The sequence below is a fragment of the Silicimonas algicola genome, assembly GCF_003970735.1.
Taxonomy (GTDB): domain Bacteria; phylum Pseudomonadota; class Alphaproteobacteria; order Rhodobacterales; family Rhodobacteraceae; genus Silicimonas; species Silicimonas algicola.
The window spans coordinates 2,065,885-2,081,762 of the sequence record NZ_CP034588.1 but is presented as its reverse complement, the minus strand read 5'-3'; the positions used below and the strand labels follow the sequence as shown (position 1 = coordinate 2,081,762).

17 protein-coding genes are annotated in these 15,878 nt (G+C 65.5%); 6 read left to right on the top strand and 11 right to left on the bottom strand.

Annotation, left to right across the window (positions count from 1 at the left end):
* Positions 1-188 precede the first annotated feature (188 nt).
* Positions 189-806 (top strand): TetR/AcrR family transcriptional regulator, encoded by a 618-nt coding sequence (locus tag EF888_RS10355; RefSeq protein ID WP_109758927.1) that lies wholly within the window; start codon positions 189-191, stop codon positions 804-806.
* A gap of 20 nt (positions 807-826) precedes the next feature.
* Here EF888_RS10355 and EF888_RS10350 read toward each other — a convergent pair whose 3' ends face one another.
* The 5 genes from EF888_RS10350 to EF888_RS10330 all read right to left on the bottom strand — a co-directional run bounded on the left by EF888_RS10350 (position 827) and on the right by EF888_RS10330 (position 5,435).
* Complete coding sequence (locus tag EF888_RS10350; RefSeq protein WP_109758926.1) at positions 827-1,414, bottom strand: Hint domain-containing protein; 588 nt, start codon at positions 1,412-1,414, stop codon at positions 827-829.
* A 609-nt stretch (positions 1,415-2,023) separates the two neighbouring features.
* Positions 2,024-3,013 carry an ATP-binding cassette domain-containing protein gene (locus EF888_RS10345; RefSeq protein ID WP_164721643.1) on the bottom strand — a complete coding sequence of 330 codons (990 nt, stop codon included), beginning with the start codon at positions 3,011-3,013 and terminating at the stop codon, positions 2,024-2,026.
* Complete coding sequence (modB, locus tag EF888_RS10340; protein WP_109758924.1) at positions 3,006-3,677, bottom strand: molybdate ABC transporter permease subunit; 672 nt, start codon at positions 3,675-3,677, stop codon at positions 3,006-3,008. The genes EF888_RS10345 and modB overlap by 8 nt, the downstream gene beginning before the upstream one ends.
* A complete protein-coding gene (gene modA, locus EF888_RS10335; RefSeq protein ID WP_109758923.1) occupies positions 3,674-4,396 on the bottom strand; it encodes a molybdate ABC transporter substrate-binding protein in 723 nt (240 codons plus the stop codon). The genes modB and modA overlap by 4 nt, the downstream gene beginning before the upstream one ends.
* Before the next feature lie 226 nt (positions 4,397-4,622).
* Entirely contained in the window at positions 4,623-5,435 is an 813-nt protein-coding gene (locus tag EF888_RS10330) for a TIM barrel protein (RefSeq protein WP_109758922.1), read from the bottom strand.
* A 170-nt stretch (positions 5,436-5,605) separates the two neighbouring features.
* On the opposite strand from EF888_RS10330, the gene EF888_RS10325 reads away from it, so the two are divergent.
* A complete protein-coding gene (locus tag EF888_RS10325; RefSeq protein ID WP_109758921.1) occupies positions 5,606-5,917 on the top strand; it encodes a MocE family 2Fe-2S type ferredoxin in 312 nt (103 codons plus the stop codon).
* Between the two features lie 73 nt (positions 5,918-5,990).
* On the opposite strand, the gene EF888_RS10320 is transcribed toward EF888_RS10325, so the two are convergent.
* From EF888_RS10320 to EF888_RS21785, 4 genes are all read right to left on the bottom strand, one after another.
* Positions 5,991-6,965 (bottom strand): hypothetical protein, encoded by a 975-nt coding sequence (locus tag EF888_RS10320; RefSeq protein ID WP_109758920.1) that lies wholly within the window; start codon positions 6,963-6,965, stop codon positions 5,991-5,993.
* A gap of 201 nt (positions 6,966-7,166) precedes the next feature.
* The gene (locus tag EF888_RS10315; protein ID WP_109758919.1) at positions 7,167-7,550 is read right to left on the bottom strand and encodes a response regulator; all 384 of its coding nucleotides are present in this window, start codon (positions 7,548-7,550) and stop codon (positions 7,167-7,169) included.
* A complete protein-coding gene (locus tag EF888_RS10310; RefSeq protein ID WP_126918551.1) occupies positions 7,543-9,237 on the bottom strand; it encodes an HWE histidine kinase domain-containing protein in 1,695 nt (564 codons plus the stop codon). The genes EF888_RS10315 and EF888_RS10310 overlap by 8 nt, the downstream gene beginning before the upstream one ends.
* Before the next feature lie 47 nt (positions 9,238-9,284).
* Positions 9,285-11,036: a CheR family methyltransferase gene (locus tag EF888_RS21785; RefSeq protein WP_164721642.1), complete on the bottom strand. Its 1,752-nt coding sequence runs from the start codon at positions 11,034-11,036 to the stop codon at positions 9,285-9,287.
* A gap of 394 nt (positions 11,037-11,430) precedes the next feature.
* Between EF888_RS21785 and EF888_RS10295 the strand changes: the two genes are divergently transcribed.
* Entirely contained in the window at positions 11,431-11,970 is a 540-nt protein-coding gene (locus tag EF888_RS10295) for an EF-hand domain-containing protein (RefSeq protein ID WP_109758916.1), read from the top strand.
* 165 nt (positions 11,971-12,135) lie between these two features.
* Here the strand turns inward: EF888_RS10295 and EF888_RS10290 are convergent, their stop codons facing one another.
* On the bottom strand, positions 12,136-13,032 hold the full coding sequence (locus EF888_RS10290) for a BON domain-containing protein (protein WP_241239866.1): 897 nt from the start codon (positions 13,030-13,032) through the stop codon (positions 12,136-12,138).
* Between the two features lie 153 nt (positions 13,033-13,185).
* Here EF888_RS10290 and EF888_RS10285 point away from each other — a divergent pair, with 153 nt between their 5' ends.
* Complete coding sequence (locus tag EF888_RS10285; RefSeq protein ID WP_109758915.1) at positions 13,186-13,794, top strand: hypothetical protein; 609 nt, start codon at positions 13,186-13,188, stop codon at positions 13,792-13,794.
* Here EF888_RS10285 and EF888_RS10280 read toward each other — a convergent pair.
* The gene (locus EF888_RS10280; RefSeq protein WP_109758914.1) at positions 13,791-14,438 is read right to left on the bottom strand and encodes a redoxin domain-containing protein; all 648 of its coding nucleotides are present in this window, start codon (positions 14,436-14,438) and stop codon (positions 13,791-13,793) included. The two genes, EF888_RS10285 and EF888_RS10280, sit on opposite strands and share 4 nt — an antisense overlap.
* Before the next feature lie 175 nt (positions 14,439-14,613).
* Here EF888_RS10280 and EF888_RS10275 point away from each other — a divergent pair, with 175 nt between their 5' ends.
* Both EF888_RS10275 and EF888_RS10270 read left to right on the top strand, forming a co-directional pair.
* Positions 14,614-15,021, top strand: coding sequence for a glucose dehydrogenase (locus EF888_RS10275; protein WP_241239865.1), 408 nt, complete (start codon positions 14,614-14,616; stop codon positions 15,019-15,021).
* Complete coding sequence (locus EF888_RS10270) at positions 15,018-15,869, top strand: SDR family oxidoreductase (RefSeq protein WP_206508486.1); 852 nt, start codon at positions 15,018-15,020, stop codon at positions 15,867-15,869. Before EF888_RS10275 ends, EF888_RS10270 begins: the two co-directional genes overlap by 4 nt.
* The last annotated feature ends 9 nt before the right edge of the window (positions 15,870-15,878 follow it).

Below are 15,878 nucleotides of genomic sequence, written 5' to 3'. Positions count from 1 at the left end.
AGAAGGTGCCGGAAGGAATCGTGTATTCGATTCAGTGGCTTACTCGCCGGCCTGACGCAAAGCGCAGACGCGGGCCCGTCTCAACTGTACTGACGGTACAGCATTGCCCCTCTGTGCGCCCGAGGTTTCGCTACGGCGCAGCCTGCGCTACTCTCCCTCGCGGCAGGCCAGGACAAGGAGCGGAGGCGATGGCGGCGGGCCCCGACACACGTACGCGGATCATGGATGTCGCGCAGGACTCGATCCTGGCGAAGGGGTTCGACGCGACCTCGATCGAAGAGATCGTCGCAGGCGCCGAGATCACCAAGGGCGGCTTCTTCTATCACTTCCCCGACAAGAACGCGCTGGCGCTGGCGCTGATCGAGCGCCACATCGGGGTCGAGGACGCGATCTTCGACGACCTCCTCGCCCGTGCGCGCGAGTTGAACGAGGACCCGCTGCACGCGACGCTGATCGCGCTCAAGCTTCTGGCCGAGCTTCTCGACGACATGCCGAACGGGCATCCCGGCTGCATCGTGGCGACCGCGGCCTATCAGGACCGTCTCTTCAACCGCGACGTGCGCGAGGCGAACCAGCGTGCGGTCCTGGGTTGGCGTGCGCGGTTCCGGGTTATGTTCGAAGAGATCGCGGCGATCTATCCGCCGAACGATCCCGTCGATTTCGATGCGCTGGCCGATCTCGTCAGCGTGGTGGTCGAAGGCGGTATCATCATGTCGAAAGCGCTTGGCGAGCCGCGTGCGACATCGGCGCAGGTCATGCTGCTTCGGTCCTACGTCAAGCTCTTGTTCACGCCGCGCCGAAGCTGAGGCACAAGGATCCTAGTATATCACGCCTCGAACCGCGACCTCGAGACAGGCCGCGCCGAGGTGAACCGGCGGGCGGCGCCGATGGTCGCGACCTCGGGGAACAGCTCCAGGATTTCCTGACGCTGCTGTTCGGCCATGACCCCGAAGATCTGGTCATCGGGATGAAAGGTCTCGGTCCAGACGCCATCGGCAAGGATGACCTCGTGGCGCGAGCAGAGGATGTGGAGATAGCTGACGCCGAGCACGTTCGCCTCCCCTACCCCGGCGCGCCAGACCAGGTCCGATGCGGCGATCAGCACCTCGTCGGGCGACGCCATCGCGGGCCCAAGGTCGGGCCCGGCCAGAAAGCGGTGGTGCGGGCTGACCAGCATGTCGCGGTTCGGGCAGCCCTCGCCGAAGGCGTCCTTCCGCACGAGGACGGGCCGCAGATCGGGCTGCTCGCGGATGTCGCGGTATCCCACGTCGCGGCGGCCGACCCAGGCGATCCGCTTCAGGCCGTTGTCACGGGTGACGACGCGGTCGCCGCGCGACAGCTCCTCAACAGGCCGCGCGCCGCACTCCGTGGCGATCAGCGTTCCGGGTGTGAAGCAAGGTGATGCCGTCCGCAAAAGAAAAAGCCCCCGTCAACGGGGGGCGATCTGGCTGGGTAAACGCGGGGACCGATGCCTAGTCCGATGCGACCCTCCACCCAGGGTCTTGATGCATGGTTCGGCGCCGGTCCCCGCTGCCGAATGGCAGCACTCGATACCCATCTCCGCAGGTCGCCCTACGGAGCCTGCGCGGCTCCCCCAAGCGCCGCACAACTTACCCCCCAGCGAGGTAACGGAAACTTAACCAATGGCGTGGCTCCGCCCAAGGAAAAAGGGCGGAAAGGTGGCGCAAATCCGGGGTCAGGCAGCCTCGCGACAACCAATTGTGGCAAGGCACTCTCGGTCAGGTTGCGGGATTGTGGCGATTGGGGAAACACCCCGCACTTTTGTGCATCGGCTGTTTGCGGCGCGATCCCCGGAGGTTGGAGGCGTGGCTCTCATCAACCTGACTTTGGGGCAACCTGCGGTTTGTTTCGCAAGGAGAACCAAACGCCGATCTCACCTGGCCGAAAGAAGGCGAAATTGTGGCGCTGAAAATTTGAGCCAAAGTCGTTCGCAGCGGTGGATCAATCGGTTCGAAGAGAGCCCATTGGCGACGCGTCGGCGGAATCCTGCCGAATCGCGACCTCAGTCAGGCCGGGGCAACACGCGCAGAACCGAGAGCCACAGCCTCGCGCCGACCGCGTGAGGCCCTCCGCGCGCCAGCGTCACCCGCTGGCCGAAGACGTCCAGTTCCAGCCCGCCCGAGGTTCCCATGACCGTCGCGGGCAGGCAGAGGCTGGCGTCGCTGCGGCCGGGATCCGAGGTCGAGACGAGCACGCTGTCGAGAGGCAGGCCAAGCCCGACCGTCTCGCCCATGCGCGCGACGAGCGGCAGCGTCATGTCGGCCCCCTGCCCCGGATCGGCCCCGAGGATACGCACCCGCATCAGCCCGCCGGTGACCGAGGTGACGACGGCGCGAAGCCGCGCGGGCGGCGACCGCCAGCCTGTCAGCCGTCCACCCGCGATCCCGAGCACTCGGTCGGCCAGCGTCGCCACTTCGGTCGCGGAATGGGTGACGTAAAGGGCGGGCACCTTGGCCTCGCCCACGGCGCGCCCGATGTAGGGCAGAAGCTCGGCCTTGCGGGCGGTGTCGAGGCCGTTCAGCGGCTCGTCGAGGAAAAGGACGGAGGGGTTCGACGCCAGCGCCCGCCCCAGAGCCACCCGCCGCGCCTCGCCGCCCGAGAGATCCGCCACGCCGCGCGTCATCAGCGCGCCGAGATCCAGCGCGTCGACGATGGCGTCATAGCTTTTGACCTCGCGCCGCCGTGCGCCGTAGCGCAGGTTCTCGGCGACCGACAGATGCGGGAACAACGCCGGGTTCTGGAACACGAAGCCCACATGCCGGTCCTCGGGCGCCAGCCGTATCCCCGGCGCGTCCCAGGTCTGCTCGCGGAAGCGTACGGTGGCTTCGTCGGCGCGTTCCAAGCCCGCCAGTGCCCGCAGAAGCGTCGTCTTGCCCCCGCCCGACGGACCGATCAGCGCCGTGATCCCGCTCAGCGGCACGCCTTCGGCGACGTCGAGCGAGAACAGCGCCCCCCGTCTCAGCCGGATCCGGAATTCGAGCGTCTCAGCCAAGCCCCGCGCCTCCCCGCCGGTTGAAGGCATAGACCAGCACCAGCACGATCAGCGACAGCGCCAGGAGCCAGAACGACAGGATATGCGCGGTGCGGTAGTCCAGCGTCTCGACCGCGCTGAAGACCTCGATCGAGATGACGCGCGTCTTGCCGGGGATGTTGCCGCCGACCATCAGAATGACGCCGAACTCGCCCACGGTATGGGCGAAGGACAGGACCGCGGCCGTGATGAGGCCCCGACGCGCCAGCGGCATCGAAACCGAGAAGAAGGCGTCGCGCGGCGAGGCGCCAAGCGTCCGCGCCGCGTCCAGAACGGGGCGCGGAACCGACGCGAAGGCGGTCTGGAGGGGCTGCACCGCAAAGGGGAAGGAATAGATGACGCTGGCGAGGACGAGGCCCGGAAAGCTGAAGGCGAGCGTGTCGCCGGTCAGACGAACCCAGAGCCCGCCGAGCGGCGCCGAGGGCGCCATCAGGATCAGGAGATAGAAGCCCAGCACGGTCGGCGGCAGGACCAGCGGCAGGGCAGTGATCGCCTCGAAGAGGGGCCGTGAGCGCGCCCGCGTCGTCGCCAGCCACCAGGCGAAGGGCAAGGCGATGATCAGGAGGATTACCGTCGTGACTGCGGCAAGCTGAAGCGTCAGGAAGACTGCGGGCCAGACGCTCATGCGCCGGGGGCGCCGTAGCCCGCATCTCGGATCGTGCCGGCGGCGGCGTCCGAGGCAAGCCAGTCCCAGAAGGCGCGCGCGGCGTCGTTGCCCTGAGCGCGGTCCAGAAGGGCCGCGTCCTGCCGGATCGGCGCGACGAAATCGGCGAGGTCCATCGTGGAGGGAGCCGCCATCGCGGGAAGCTGCGAGGCCGACACGAAGGCGAAGTCGGCGTTCCCGGTGACGAAGACCGTCGCCACCTGCCCCACGTTCGCGACGAGGACGGGACGGAAGGTGGCGGTGTCGAGCCTCAGCTTCTCCATCGCCGTCGTTGCGGCCTTGCCGTAGGGCGCGACGGTCGGGTCGGCCAGCGCCACGGTCCGACCCGCGACGGCCTCGCCGACGGTCGCGGCATCGACGGGCGCGCGCGAGACAAGGACGAGACGGCCGAGCGCATAGGTGCGCACCTCTGTCGCGCGGCCCTCTTCCTTCAGACGCGCCGGGCGTTCCTCGTCGGCCGACAGGAAGATGTCGAAGGGGGCGCCCTGCACGATCTGGGCATAAAGCTGGCCGGTCGAGCCGTGGGTGATGACGATCTGGTGCCCCGTCTCGGCCTCGAAGGCTTCGGCCAGCGTCTCGGCTGTGGTGAGGAAGTTGGCGGCGACAGCGACAGTGGCCTCGCCCGCGGCGGCGAGCGATCCCCAAAGCGTTGCGGAAAGTGCGAGAACCCAGCGTGTCATGCGCCTTTCAGGCCATGCCCGCGAGGATTTTGCAAGGGTCGCCGGGGTCGCGGTGGCCCCGGCCAGCGCAATCGCTGCTCTTGCCCGCGACTCAAGCCGCCTTTGTCGCGAATTGCCCCTGGGTCTTAGCTCCGGCGATATCGGCCGCCGCGTCCTCGCCGTCGGTCCGGGCAGGCGCGCCCCAATGGTTCGTGCCGGAGACCCCAAGGGCCGACGGTCGTGCGCGTCAGTCCTTGTCGGCCATCCTCGACCGGATGAAATCGATGGACGCGGCGAGCGCGCCCTGCGGATCGTCCAGCGCGTGCGTCACGGGCGAGAAGGCCTCGAACGACACGGGGCCCGCATAGCCCGCCGCCACCAGCGCCCGCAGTTGCGCCAGGTTGCCAAGCCTGTCGTCCGCGCCGACCAGAACGCGGTGCTCGTCCTCCATCTCCTCGGGCGCGAGCGTCGGGTCCGTGACGCCCGAGACGTGGACGATGCCGGTGTGCTCGGGGAAAAACTCCGTCTCGCCCGCGAGGAAATGGTGGAAGGTGTCGTGGACGATCCGAAAGACGTCGCCGCCGCCCACCGCCTCGATCGCGTCGACCGTCTCGGCCTTCGAGCGCAGCGACGACCGCCGGAAGCCCAGGGGCTCGACCAGTGCGACCATGCCCGCCTCGGCCAGGATCGGGCGGATCTCCTTCAGCGCGACGCGCAGGTTCGCCTGCCGCTCGCTGGTGCCGGTGCCCGTGCCGTCGTTCCGCGGGATCAGGCTGATCGTCTCGGCCCCGCAGGCCTTCGCGGTGGCGACGAGCGCCGTCACCTCGTCCCGGATCGCGTCGGACCAGCTGTTGAACGGGTAGACCTGGCTCAGGCCCACGATGCGCAGGCCCATGCCGCGCGCCGTCTCGCCGACGCTCGCGGGCGCCTCGCCCCCGAAGAGCGGGGTCGGAAGATCGTTGCGGAACTCGACGCCGACGCAGCCGAGGCCCGACGCCTGCTCCAGTAGCGCGCGCCATCCCAGACGGGGCGCGGTCATGTGATTGATCGCGAAGTCCACGCCGATCCTCCTGATGCGTGTTTCGTGGCGACCCTGTCGCGCCGAAGGGGGCGCAGTCAATGCGGCGTGGGCTCTCTCTGCGCATTCGTGACACGTTCTGCGAACGAGGTTCCCTGAGCGCGAGAGGCGGATATGGTCCGGGACCAAGAGGATCCAGAGGAGGAGGCGACATGGCAAGCTGGGTGGACGCCTGCGCGGCGGACGACATCCAAGCCGAGGACCTGGCACGGTTCGACCACGAGGGCCGCACCTTCGTGATCTATCGCGGACCGGCCGACGACTATTTCTGCACCGACGGGCTTTGCACGCATGAGAAGGTTCATCTCGAGGACGGCCTCGTGATGGACTACGAGGTCGAGTGCCCGAAGCACAACGCGACCTTCGACTATCGCACGGGCGAGGCTCTGCGCGCTCCGGCCTGCGTCGACCTCAGGACCTATGCGGTCCGGGTCGAGGGCGGGCGCGTCCTGGTCGAGGTCTGACGCCCTAGGGCGATTTCAACGGAATCGGCCGCCCGGAAAACCGGGCGGCCTGTTCAAGCGACTGAAGCGGCCGTCAGGACTGGCTGCCGCTCGGCACGAGGAACAGGTGGAACACGCCCGGCTCATTCGAAGCCGAGGTATCCATGTCCGTGCTGCTCGCGGAGCTATCCGACGCGGTGTCGCTGCTGCCGGCGGTGGTGGATCCGGACGTCGTGCCGCTGGCCGAGGCATCGGAACCCGTCGTCCCCGACATGCCGCCCATCGCGTTCACGGCGTCGTCGTACTGCGCGTCGCCGGACGTCATGAATTCGTCGCGGCTGAGGCTGCCCGAGGCGTCAGCGTCGATCTGGTTGAATTGCTGGCCATAGCTTTCGGACATGTCCGCCGTCATGGAGCCCTCGACGCTCCACTCCTTCTGGCTCAGGTCGCCGCTCTGATCGGTGTCGAGCGTGCGGAACATCTGCCCCGACCGCGCTTCGGTCTCGGTCTGGCTCATGCTGCCGAGGTCGCTGTCGGACATCGTGCTCGGCAACAGGATGTAGCGCCGCAGCACCAGGACGCCGTCGCTGCCGCCCGCCTGCGCGTCCTGCGTCGCCTGGCGGTACTCGTCCGCGCTGACCGTGCCGCTCTGGTCGGTGTCGGCCTCACCCATGTTGTCGGCGGTGCGCATCGACTGGGGATCCATGCTGCCGCTGTCGCTGGACGACCCCGAGGCATCGCTGCCGCTGCTGGCCTGCTGCATCGTCGGCGTCAGGCCCGAGGTGCATTCCGCGTATTCTTCCTGGCTGATCTCGCCGTTGCCGTCAGCGTCCATTGCCGAGAAGTTCTGCTCGCGCCAGCCGGCCCATTCGTCCCGCGAGACGGTGCCGTTGCCGTCGTCGTCGGAGACGTCGAAGGAGATCAGGCACGACGAGTCCGCGCCGCTGCCGGTCGACGTACCTTCGGTCGTGGTCCCGGACGTCTGGGCGACTGCCGGAGCCGCCAGGCCGAGGGCACATATCATTGCCAGTTTGGATGTCATGTTCATGTTCATGTCGATTCCTTTCATTACCGCTCCGCATCGACGGCGGGTGGTGGTCCGCCGGTGCGTGGAGCGCGGTGAACCTCCTGAACAGAAGGTTTCGGAATATGTTCCAGCCGCAATCGGTAGGTCAGGGGTCCTGGTCTGCAGCGAATGCAGCGAGGTCTTGCCACCACCCAGGGGCCAGTCCCGTCAGCGACGTGCGAAAGTCCTGCGGCTAGCCAGACATCACTCTGAAGGCGGTCTGTCCCGGCTGGAGGCATCAAGGGCCACGCTCAGCGCGTCGCCCACGTTTCTCGCTCGGTAGGGCTTGCTGACCAAGGGACCGTTGAAGGCGAAGGGCAACTCGGAGAGTTCGTATCCGGATGCCACGACCATAGGTATTCCGGCCTTTTCCAGCGCTTCGACGATGGGCCACGCCGACTCGCCGGCAAGATTCGCATCCACGACCGCGGCGTCGGGATGACACCCCTGAAGCAGCGCCAGAGCCGCGCTGACCGTGGAAGCGGGGCCGGCGACGCGATAGCCGAAATCCTGAAGCAGATCCTCCAGCTCCATCGCGATCAGAGCCTCGTCCTCGACGGCGAGTATGGTGAGGGGCTTCTCAGTCATGGCTTAGAGTCCTTTCGGCAGGAAACGACATGCGGCAGGTGAGTCCCGTCGGCGCGTAATCGAGTGTCACCTTGCCGTCGAGTTCATAAGCAATGCCCCGCTCCAGCATCCGGCTACCGAACCCCTCGCGCTCCGGCGCCTCGACCCTCGGGCCGTCGTGTTCGCTCCAGGACACTTCCAGGCGCTGCCCCTCCTGGTCCTCGCGCAACTCCCAGGACAGGCGCACCGTCCCGTCGGAACTTGCGAGCGCCCCGTAATTCAGCGCGTTGGTGGACAGCTCGTGGAGCGCCATCGATATCGTGATGGCGGCATTCGGTGACAGCCGGACCTCCGGCCCCTCGAGCACCAGCCTGTGCTGGCCGTCGACGAAGCTGCCGAGGACGGCGTCGGCAAGCTCACGCAGGTCGGTCCGGCGCCAGCGGTCCTTGGTCAGGAGACCGTGCGCCTGTCCCAGGGCCTGCACGCGTTCCTGAAAGGCCGGAACGAAGTCGGCAGGATCGGGCGACGAGCGAAGGGTCTGGCTCGCGATCGACTGGACCACCGCCAGCATGTTCTTCACGCGGTGGTTCAACTCGCCCATCATCATCTCGCGTTCCGCCTCATGGCGTTTACGCTCGCTGATGTCCTGGAACAGGATCGCGACGCGGCTGTCGTCCAACTTGCTGAAGCTGACGCCGAACCAGCGATCCAGCGGCTTGGCGAAAAGCTCGGCGTGCTCGGGCCTGCCGGAGTCGAGAACGCGGGTCGGCAGCATCCACCAGTGAGGCTCGAAATCGCCGCCGACGTCCGAGAGACGCTTGCCCTTGAAATCGATGTGCACCAGCCGGACGGCAGCGGGATTGGCGTCGGCGTAAAGAACGTCGACTGCCTTTCCGGTGTGGTCACGGATCACCTCGGCCAGGATGTATCCCTCGTCCATCGACTCGAAGAGACGGCGATAGCGCGCTTCGCTCTCGCGCAGCCGCTTCTCGGTTTCGCGGCGTGAGGTAATGTCCACGAAACTGACAACGACGCCCTCGATCTTGTCATCGACCGTCCGGTATGGCCGCAGCCGCATCATCAGCCAGCGTCCGTCGCGGGTCTCGACCTCGGACTCGACCGGCACGAGGTCACGCAGGACCTTTGCCGCCTCCCGCTCCATTCCGTCGTGCGCGAGCTTGTGGGTGAAGTCGGTGATGGGTCGGCCGACATCGCTGTCCGTCACACTGAACAGTTGCTCGACCGCCGGCGTCAGCATCTTGATGCGAAGCTTTGCATCGAGGAAGAGAGTGCCGATGTCGGTCGCGTTGATGAGGTTCTGAAGGTCGCTGTGAGCGGAGGCGACGTCGTCGAGCTTGTCCTTGAGTTCGCTGTTGACGGCCGAGAGCTCCTCGTTGATCGAGTGAAGCTCTTCCTTGCTGGTCTCGAGCTCCTCGGCGGTCGACCGGTATTCCTCGTTGATCGACTGAAGCTCCTCGTTCGCGACGCGAAGCTCCTGGTGCGACCTCTCGTGCTCGCGCCGGCTTGAGCCCAGACGGTCCTGCGTGGTCCTGAGTTCAGCCTCGAGTTGCCGGATGCGCTCGGAACTTGCCACATCCCCGCCCGAGACCTCTGGCGCCCGGTCGCCCGAAGCGGGGCCGGTATCGATGAGGAGGACCAGCGCCTGTTTCCCCCCCTGCCCCTCGGCGGCGACGGGCTGGACGTGCATCACGACCCGTCTCGCGTCGCCGTTCAAAGCGACGGAGACGGGCAGCGTCAGCGTGGCTCTCCGGCCTCGAACGCGCGGTTCAGTGCCGGGACGATTTCGGAACGCAACTCGGCGCGAAGGACCGAGGGCAGGTCCGACGTGAAGGGCCCCTCGGGCGGCCGGATGAATTGGCCGGCGGACTTGGAGAGGTTGAGGATGCGGTGCTCGTCGTCCACCAGGATGCTCGGTGGCGCGAATTGTTCCAGCGCCGCCGCATGGACCACCGGGGATGGCTTCGCATGAACACCTGCTTCGAGATCGCGCGCCGGCGAAAACGGCGAGCGGTGTTCGGGGGGGAGCTGCATCAGAAGGTCGAGGCTGCGTCTACTTTTGGATTTCGCGGAATAGACCCGCGCCTCTCGGTCGCAGGGCGCAAACAGTTTGGGATCGGTATCGGCGCTTTCGGCCGATCCAAGGAAAAGATAGCCGCCCGGCTCCAACGAATAATGAAACAGGGCGAGAAGCTGATGTTGCACTTCGCGCTCGAGGTAGATCAGCAGGTTCCGGCAGGCAACGAGGTCGAGATGGATGAAGGGCGGGTCCTTGAGTGCGCTGTGATGCGCGAAGAGGACCATTTCCCGGATTTCCTTCCGGATCAGATAGTGTGTGCCTTCTTCGATGAAGAAGCGTTTCAGCCGGTCGTGCGAAACGTCGGCCTCGATCGCCTTCGGGTATCGACCTTCCCTCGCGGTGGCCAGCGCGCCCTCGTCAAGGTCGGTGGCGAAGATCTGGATTGCAGGGACGACTTGCTGTCGCTCGGCTTCCTCGACCGCAAGCATGGCGATGGAATAGGCTTCCTCTCCGGTGGCGCATCCGGCCGACCAGACGCGGATCTTCGACTCTCCGTCGAGCTTCCGGGTGAGCGGCCCAAGGGAATGTTCGGCCAGTGACTCGAAGGCGGCGGGATCGCGAAAGAACGCGGTGACCGAGATCAGGAGATCTCCGAACAGATCCTGCGCCTCCTCCGGGTTCTCGCGCAGGTAATCCACATAGTCTGCGAGACTGGTCCGGCGCGTCACCTGCATGCGACGGGCGATCCGGCGCATCACCGTGGCCCGCTTGTAGTTCGAGAAGTCGTGGCCCGTCCGCGCATAAAGAAACGCCAGGATCTCTCGCACGGCGTCCCTGGCCTCGTCGTCCTTCAACCGGCGAAGTGCGTCCTTGCTGCGCGCCACCTCGGCAATGAGACCCGTCATGCGTTCGATCGGCTCGACGAAGTCGGCGACACCCGTGGCGATGGCGCTGCGCGGCATCATGCTGAACTCGGCTTCGCTCGGGTCCTGCACGAAGATGACGCCGCCGGCCTCCTTGATCTTGCGGACACCCACAGAGCCGTCGGATCCGGCACCGCTCATCACCACGGCAAAGCCGTCGCCCCGCCCGCTGGCCACGGACCGAAAGAACATGTCGATCGGCGCGCGATGTCCCCTCGGCTCGGTAAAGGGCCGCGATGCGACGTTGTTGCCCTCGATGACAAGCTCCCGGTCGGGCGCGATGACGTAGACGCAGTTCGGCTCGAGCTTCGGCGAGTCCTCGACCTGATGGACCGGCATCCTGGTGCGGCCGGTCAGGATCTCGCTCAACTGGCTATCGTGGTCAGGAGACAGGTGGACGATGACGACGTAGGCCAACCCGAGGTCCGGATCGACGCTTTCGAAGAAGGTCTGAAGCGCCCGGACGCCACCGGCCGACGCCCCGATCGCGCAGACCGGGGTCAGCGGCCCTTCGGGTCGCCCTTCGTTCGTAGTGACATCGAGCATGTTCACCCTGAAGCAATGCGGCTGAAGCCTGCGCTCCCGCCTGGCGTCTATCTATACGGGGAATGACGGGGAAATGTGCCGAACTATATCAATTGAACCCGAGCAGGCTTTTAAAGTTCCTCTCTGTTCATCTCAACCAGCCGTTCTCCTGCCTAGGCAGAGCGACGCTCATCCAACCTCACATCAAGGCGAGACCTCCGTTTTTGCAGGCCCGGCGCGCGGCACATCGCGAAGCGCCCGGTCGGAAAGCAGCTCCATACCGTCGGAAGCTCGGGAACATGAGCAGCGGGCCGCTGTTCTGTGCAGATGTCGGATATCACCTCCGACGTTCCCGAAGTGCCTGTGGGCGCGCTGCCCACGATAGGCCTTTGCAATCCAATAGGAGGAACAGCAGATGAAGATGATCTCCAAATACCTGACGACCGCGTCCGTTCTGGTGGTGGCCCTCGGCGTCACTCCCGCGATGGCTGATTGCCATGGCGACTGGGACACCAACAGCGACGCGATGCTGGATCAAAACGAATTCGGAGTGGCCAACGATGAGCGTGGCTGGTTCGGGAATGCCGACGTCGACACCAGTGACTCCTTGTCTTCGGACGAGGTCGGCACCGGTCTCTACGGGGGCTATGACCGCGACGACAGCGGCACCTTCTCGGAAGAGGAACAGCAGGCCGGCTTTTCTGTCAGCGACGACTACACGGCCTGGGACTCCGACCAGAGCGGCGACCTCAGCGAGGATGAGTTCTCGGCAGGAATGGACGAGAACGGAATGTTCGACGAGTGGGACGCAGATGCGAGCGGCGACCTTTCGCAGGAAGAGTTCAACGAGGGCGTTTATGGCCGGTACGACGCGGACCAGAGCGGAAACCTCGAGGAAACCGAAGCTTCGGCGTACTGCGACGATTACGGGGAAGAGGGCTTCTGGGACTTCTGACGCGACATCGGGCTGCGCCGCATCGGTCGTACCGGCGGCGCAGCCCGTGCTTCTTTCGCTTGTCTCGCGAAGCTGCCGAAACGACTTGGGCAAACGCAGGAGCGGCCGGGTTGCTCCGGCCGCCACCAATTCGGGTTCAGGCTTCACCCTGATTTGGAATACAGGTCACCGCGACCTCTTGGTCCCGTCGGAGGAGGAAGACGCCTGGCTGGCGGTCGTCTCGTCACTCGACGACTTCACGCGCAGGTTGTTCTGGACGTGACCGACGCCGCTGACCGACTCGGCGCAGTCCTCGGCCCGGCGCTTTTCCCAACGCGTTTGAACCGTACCGTTGAGGGTGACCTCCTGGTCGCTCACCTCGACCGAGATATCTGAGGCGTCGAGAGAGCCGTCGTCCGTGATCCGGTCGTTGACGTCCTCCCTGATGCGGTCATCGGACCTCTTGTAGCCCTTTGGACCGCGGCCCCGGTGGTTCTGGCGTTCTCCGGACGAGGGCTGTCCGCCGCCTGCGAAGTCGGAGGCGTATCCACTTCCGCCATAAGCGCCTCCCGCGCCGCTTCCGTACCCGCGGGAGCCTTGGCCCCCACCCTGCATGGTGCCCCCGCCGCCGCCGGAGTAGCCCCCGCCGCTGCTGGAGTAGCCCCGGTCGGCGTCGTCGTCTCGATAGCCCGGATCCTGCCGGCGGCTCACTTCATAGCCTCCCGAGTGTCCCGGCGAACTGACGCGTCCGGAGTAGTCCCGGCCACGGCCCTGGTTGAAACTGCCGGACTGCTCGCGACCGCCATATTGGCCATAACCGCCCCGCTCCTGGCCGCCGTATTGACCGTAGCGACCCGGCAGCTGGCCGTCGTACTGGCCATCATCGGACCGGCCATAGTCGCCGGACGACCCCTGTTGCGGGTCATCGTCCCGCATGTCCTGGCCGCTCATGGACCTGGAGCGATACTGTTCGTCGGACCGGTCGTACTCGGACCCGGCACCGCGCATCTGCTGGCGACGGTTGTCGTCGCGATCCCAGTTTTCCCTGCCGTTGTCTTGCGGCTCGCGTGATTGACGTCTCATTGCGTTGCCTCCTCTGGCTTTGTCCCACCAGAACAGGAGGCAAGCATCGATGTTCCTGACCGTTCCGCTGCATCGGTCCCGGCCCAAATGATGGGAACCACGGACCGGGTTCGATGTTGGGAAGCCAATGATGAACCCAGAAAAACAAGGCCAATGAGCGAATGGATTTCGCAGAACGGCGAGGTGCTGAGGCTCGCTCTGGACGCCGCCATGACGGTGATATGGATCGCCTATCTGCATGTCTTCGCTCAGAGCCTGCGACGCCAGAGGAGGTCCGATATCCACATCTCCCAAAGTGCGGATGGCACCATGTTCGTCTCGAACCTCGGCCTCGAACCGATCTTCATTTCGGACATCGTCGCCGAGGTGGAGGCCGGCACCAAAACCCGCGTTCTGGAGCTGACGGATCGATGCGAAAACGTCGATCCAAGCAGCGGAGAGGCAGCCATGGTCACCACGCACGGACCCATGAGCAGCGGAGGTTTCTCGAAGATTTGCGATCGCAGGGAATTGGCCGAATGGCTTTCCTCGGACCTTTCCCGGCCTGACGAGATAGCTCGCGTTACCCTGTCCGTGTTGGCCGAAACGGCGGCGACGGACACGCCGGTTGGGGCATCGCGCCAATTTCGCGTCCGCTTCGGACAAAGCGGACCGGACTTCGCCCCCGAGACGTTGAGAACGCGACAGATCCGTAGCCGTCGCAATGTCCGGCGCCTGATGAGCGTTGTCCGTTCGCTGTCCTACGATGCCGCGGGCGACTAGCCCGTGTGCTTCGCCTTTCCGGCGTACTGGTCGATGGCCCCCGCCATTTCGAGCATGAGCTCGTGCATCGAGACCGAGTCGTCGCCGTAGGGATAGAAGTGAGACATGTCGCCCTCGTCCCACTTCTTCCGGAGGGCGGGCTTGGTGATGTCCCAATCCTCGTAGGTCTGACGGGCGAGGTCGCGCAGGTCGGAGTGCAACTCGGACATCGAGGGCCTGCCCCAGTAATAATACCCGTTGTAGACCTTGTGGACCCGCAGGTCGCGTCCGAGCACGACGGTGTGCGGAATCATGACGTCATGCTGGGTGTCGGTGTATTCGTTGATGTCGAGTTGCTTCTGCACCACCCGATCCTCGTCGTAGAGAAAGGGCCAGGGCGCGGCGGTCTGCTGCCGATAGTTGTTGGTCGTGTGCCAGTCGTCCGTCGTGATCGTCACGGCTTGCGTGTAACCCACCACCATCTGCGGATGAAAGCGCACCAGCTCCAGTACATGCTGCCGGTCCTTGGGGCAGAAGAAGCCCCTTGTCAGGAACAGCACCATAAGCTGATCGCCCTGAAGGTCCGAAAGCCTGCGTTTCGTCTTTGTGTGGTCCGGAAGAACGAAGTCCGGAAATGTCGTCCCGGGAGCGAACTGTTCCTGCATGGCTTACCTCCGATATGGCGATGATCGCAGAAACAGAGCCGACGCTGCGATGTTCCTCACCGCCGCTGTCCGAGCCGGATCATGGCCAACGCCCCGTCGGCGGCCCAAGCCTTCGGGAACATCTCCGTCCGTATGTTGTTCGAAGGCCAAGCACTTATTGCCAATGGAGCCCCAGATGACCCATGGAACCACGAACCCGCACATCGACACGCGTCGCGGCACGAGGCACTCCGCTGGCTACATCGCTACAGTGGTCCTGGCGGTCGTTGTCGCGATCTTCGGCATCCTCATCTTCGGCGGGGGTCTCTGGCTCATCGCCCTGGGAGGAAGCTGGTACTACGCGATAGCAGGCGTCGGGCTGTGCCTGACGGCCTGGTTCCTCGCACGGCCGTCGATCAACGCGCTCTGGATCTACCTTGCCACCTATGCCTTCACGGTGGTCTGGGCCTTTTGGGAGAAGGGCATGGACTGGTGGGCTCAAGTGCCACGCCTGGTGGCCCCGACGGTGATCCTTCTCCTCATCCTCGCAACAGTGCCGGTCCTGATGCGGAGTCGGCGGACCCACACGGAGCATTATCGATGACGCAGTATTCGGACGACCGCGTGCAGGACCAGCAGCCCGGTCTCGAAAGCGAGATGTCGCCCAAGCCGGAGTACCATCCGCGCTTTCCGGGCGCGGGCCGGCTGGACGGGGGCGTCGCGATCGTGACGGGCGGGGATTCCGGCATCGGCCGCGCGGCCGCCGTCCTCTTTGCGCGCGAGGGCGCTGCCGCGGTCGCCATCCTCTACAAGAACGAAGACGAGGACGCTGAGGCGACACTGGAGGCGATCCGCGAAGAAGGCGCGGAAGCGATGTCGCTGAGGGGCGATGTCGGCGAGCGCGACTTCTGCATGGATGCCGTATCGAAGGTCGTCGAGCGCTTCGGGCGTCTCGATGTTCTCGTCAACAACGCCGCCGAGCAACACGCGCAGGACGAGTTCGAGGACGTCTCCGAAAAGCAGATGGAAGACACGTTCCGCACGAATATCTTCGGCCAGATGTTCATGGTGCAGGCCGCCCTGCCCCACCTGAAGGAAGGTGCGAGCATTGTCGGCATCACCTCGGTCACCGCCTACCGCGGGCAGGACATGCTGATCGACTATGCGTCCACGAAGGGCGCCATCCTGTCGTTCATTCGCACCCTCGCCCACAAGCTCGCGCCCAAGGGGATCAGGGTCAACGGCGTGGCGCCCGGTCCCATCTGGACCCCGCTCATCCCCTCCTCGTTCCCGCCGGAGAAGGTCAAGGAGTTCGGCAAGAGCAGCACGCTCGGCCGTCCCGGACAGCCGAACGAAGTCGCGCCGTCCATCCTGTTCCTCGCCTGCGAGGATGCGTCCTTCATGACCGGTCACGTCCTGCACCCCGACGGGGGCGCGATGGTCGCGGACTGACGCGGCGAC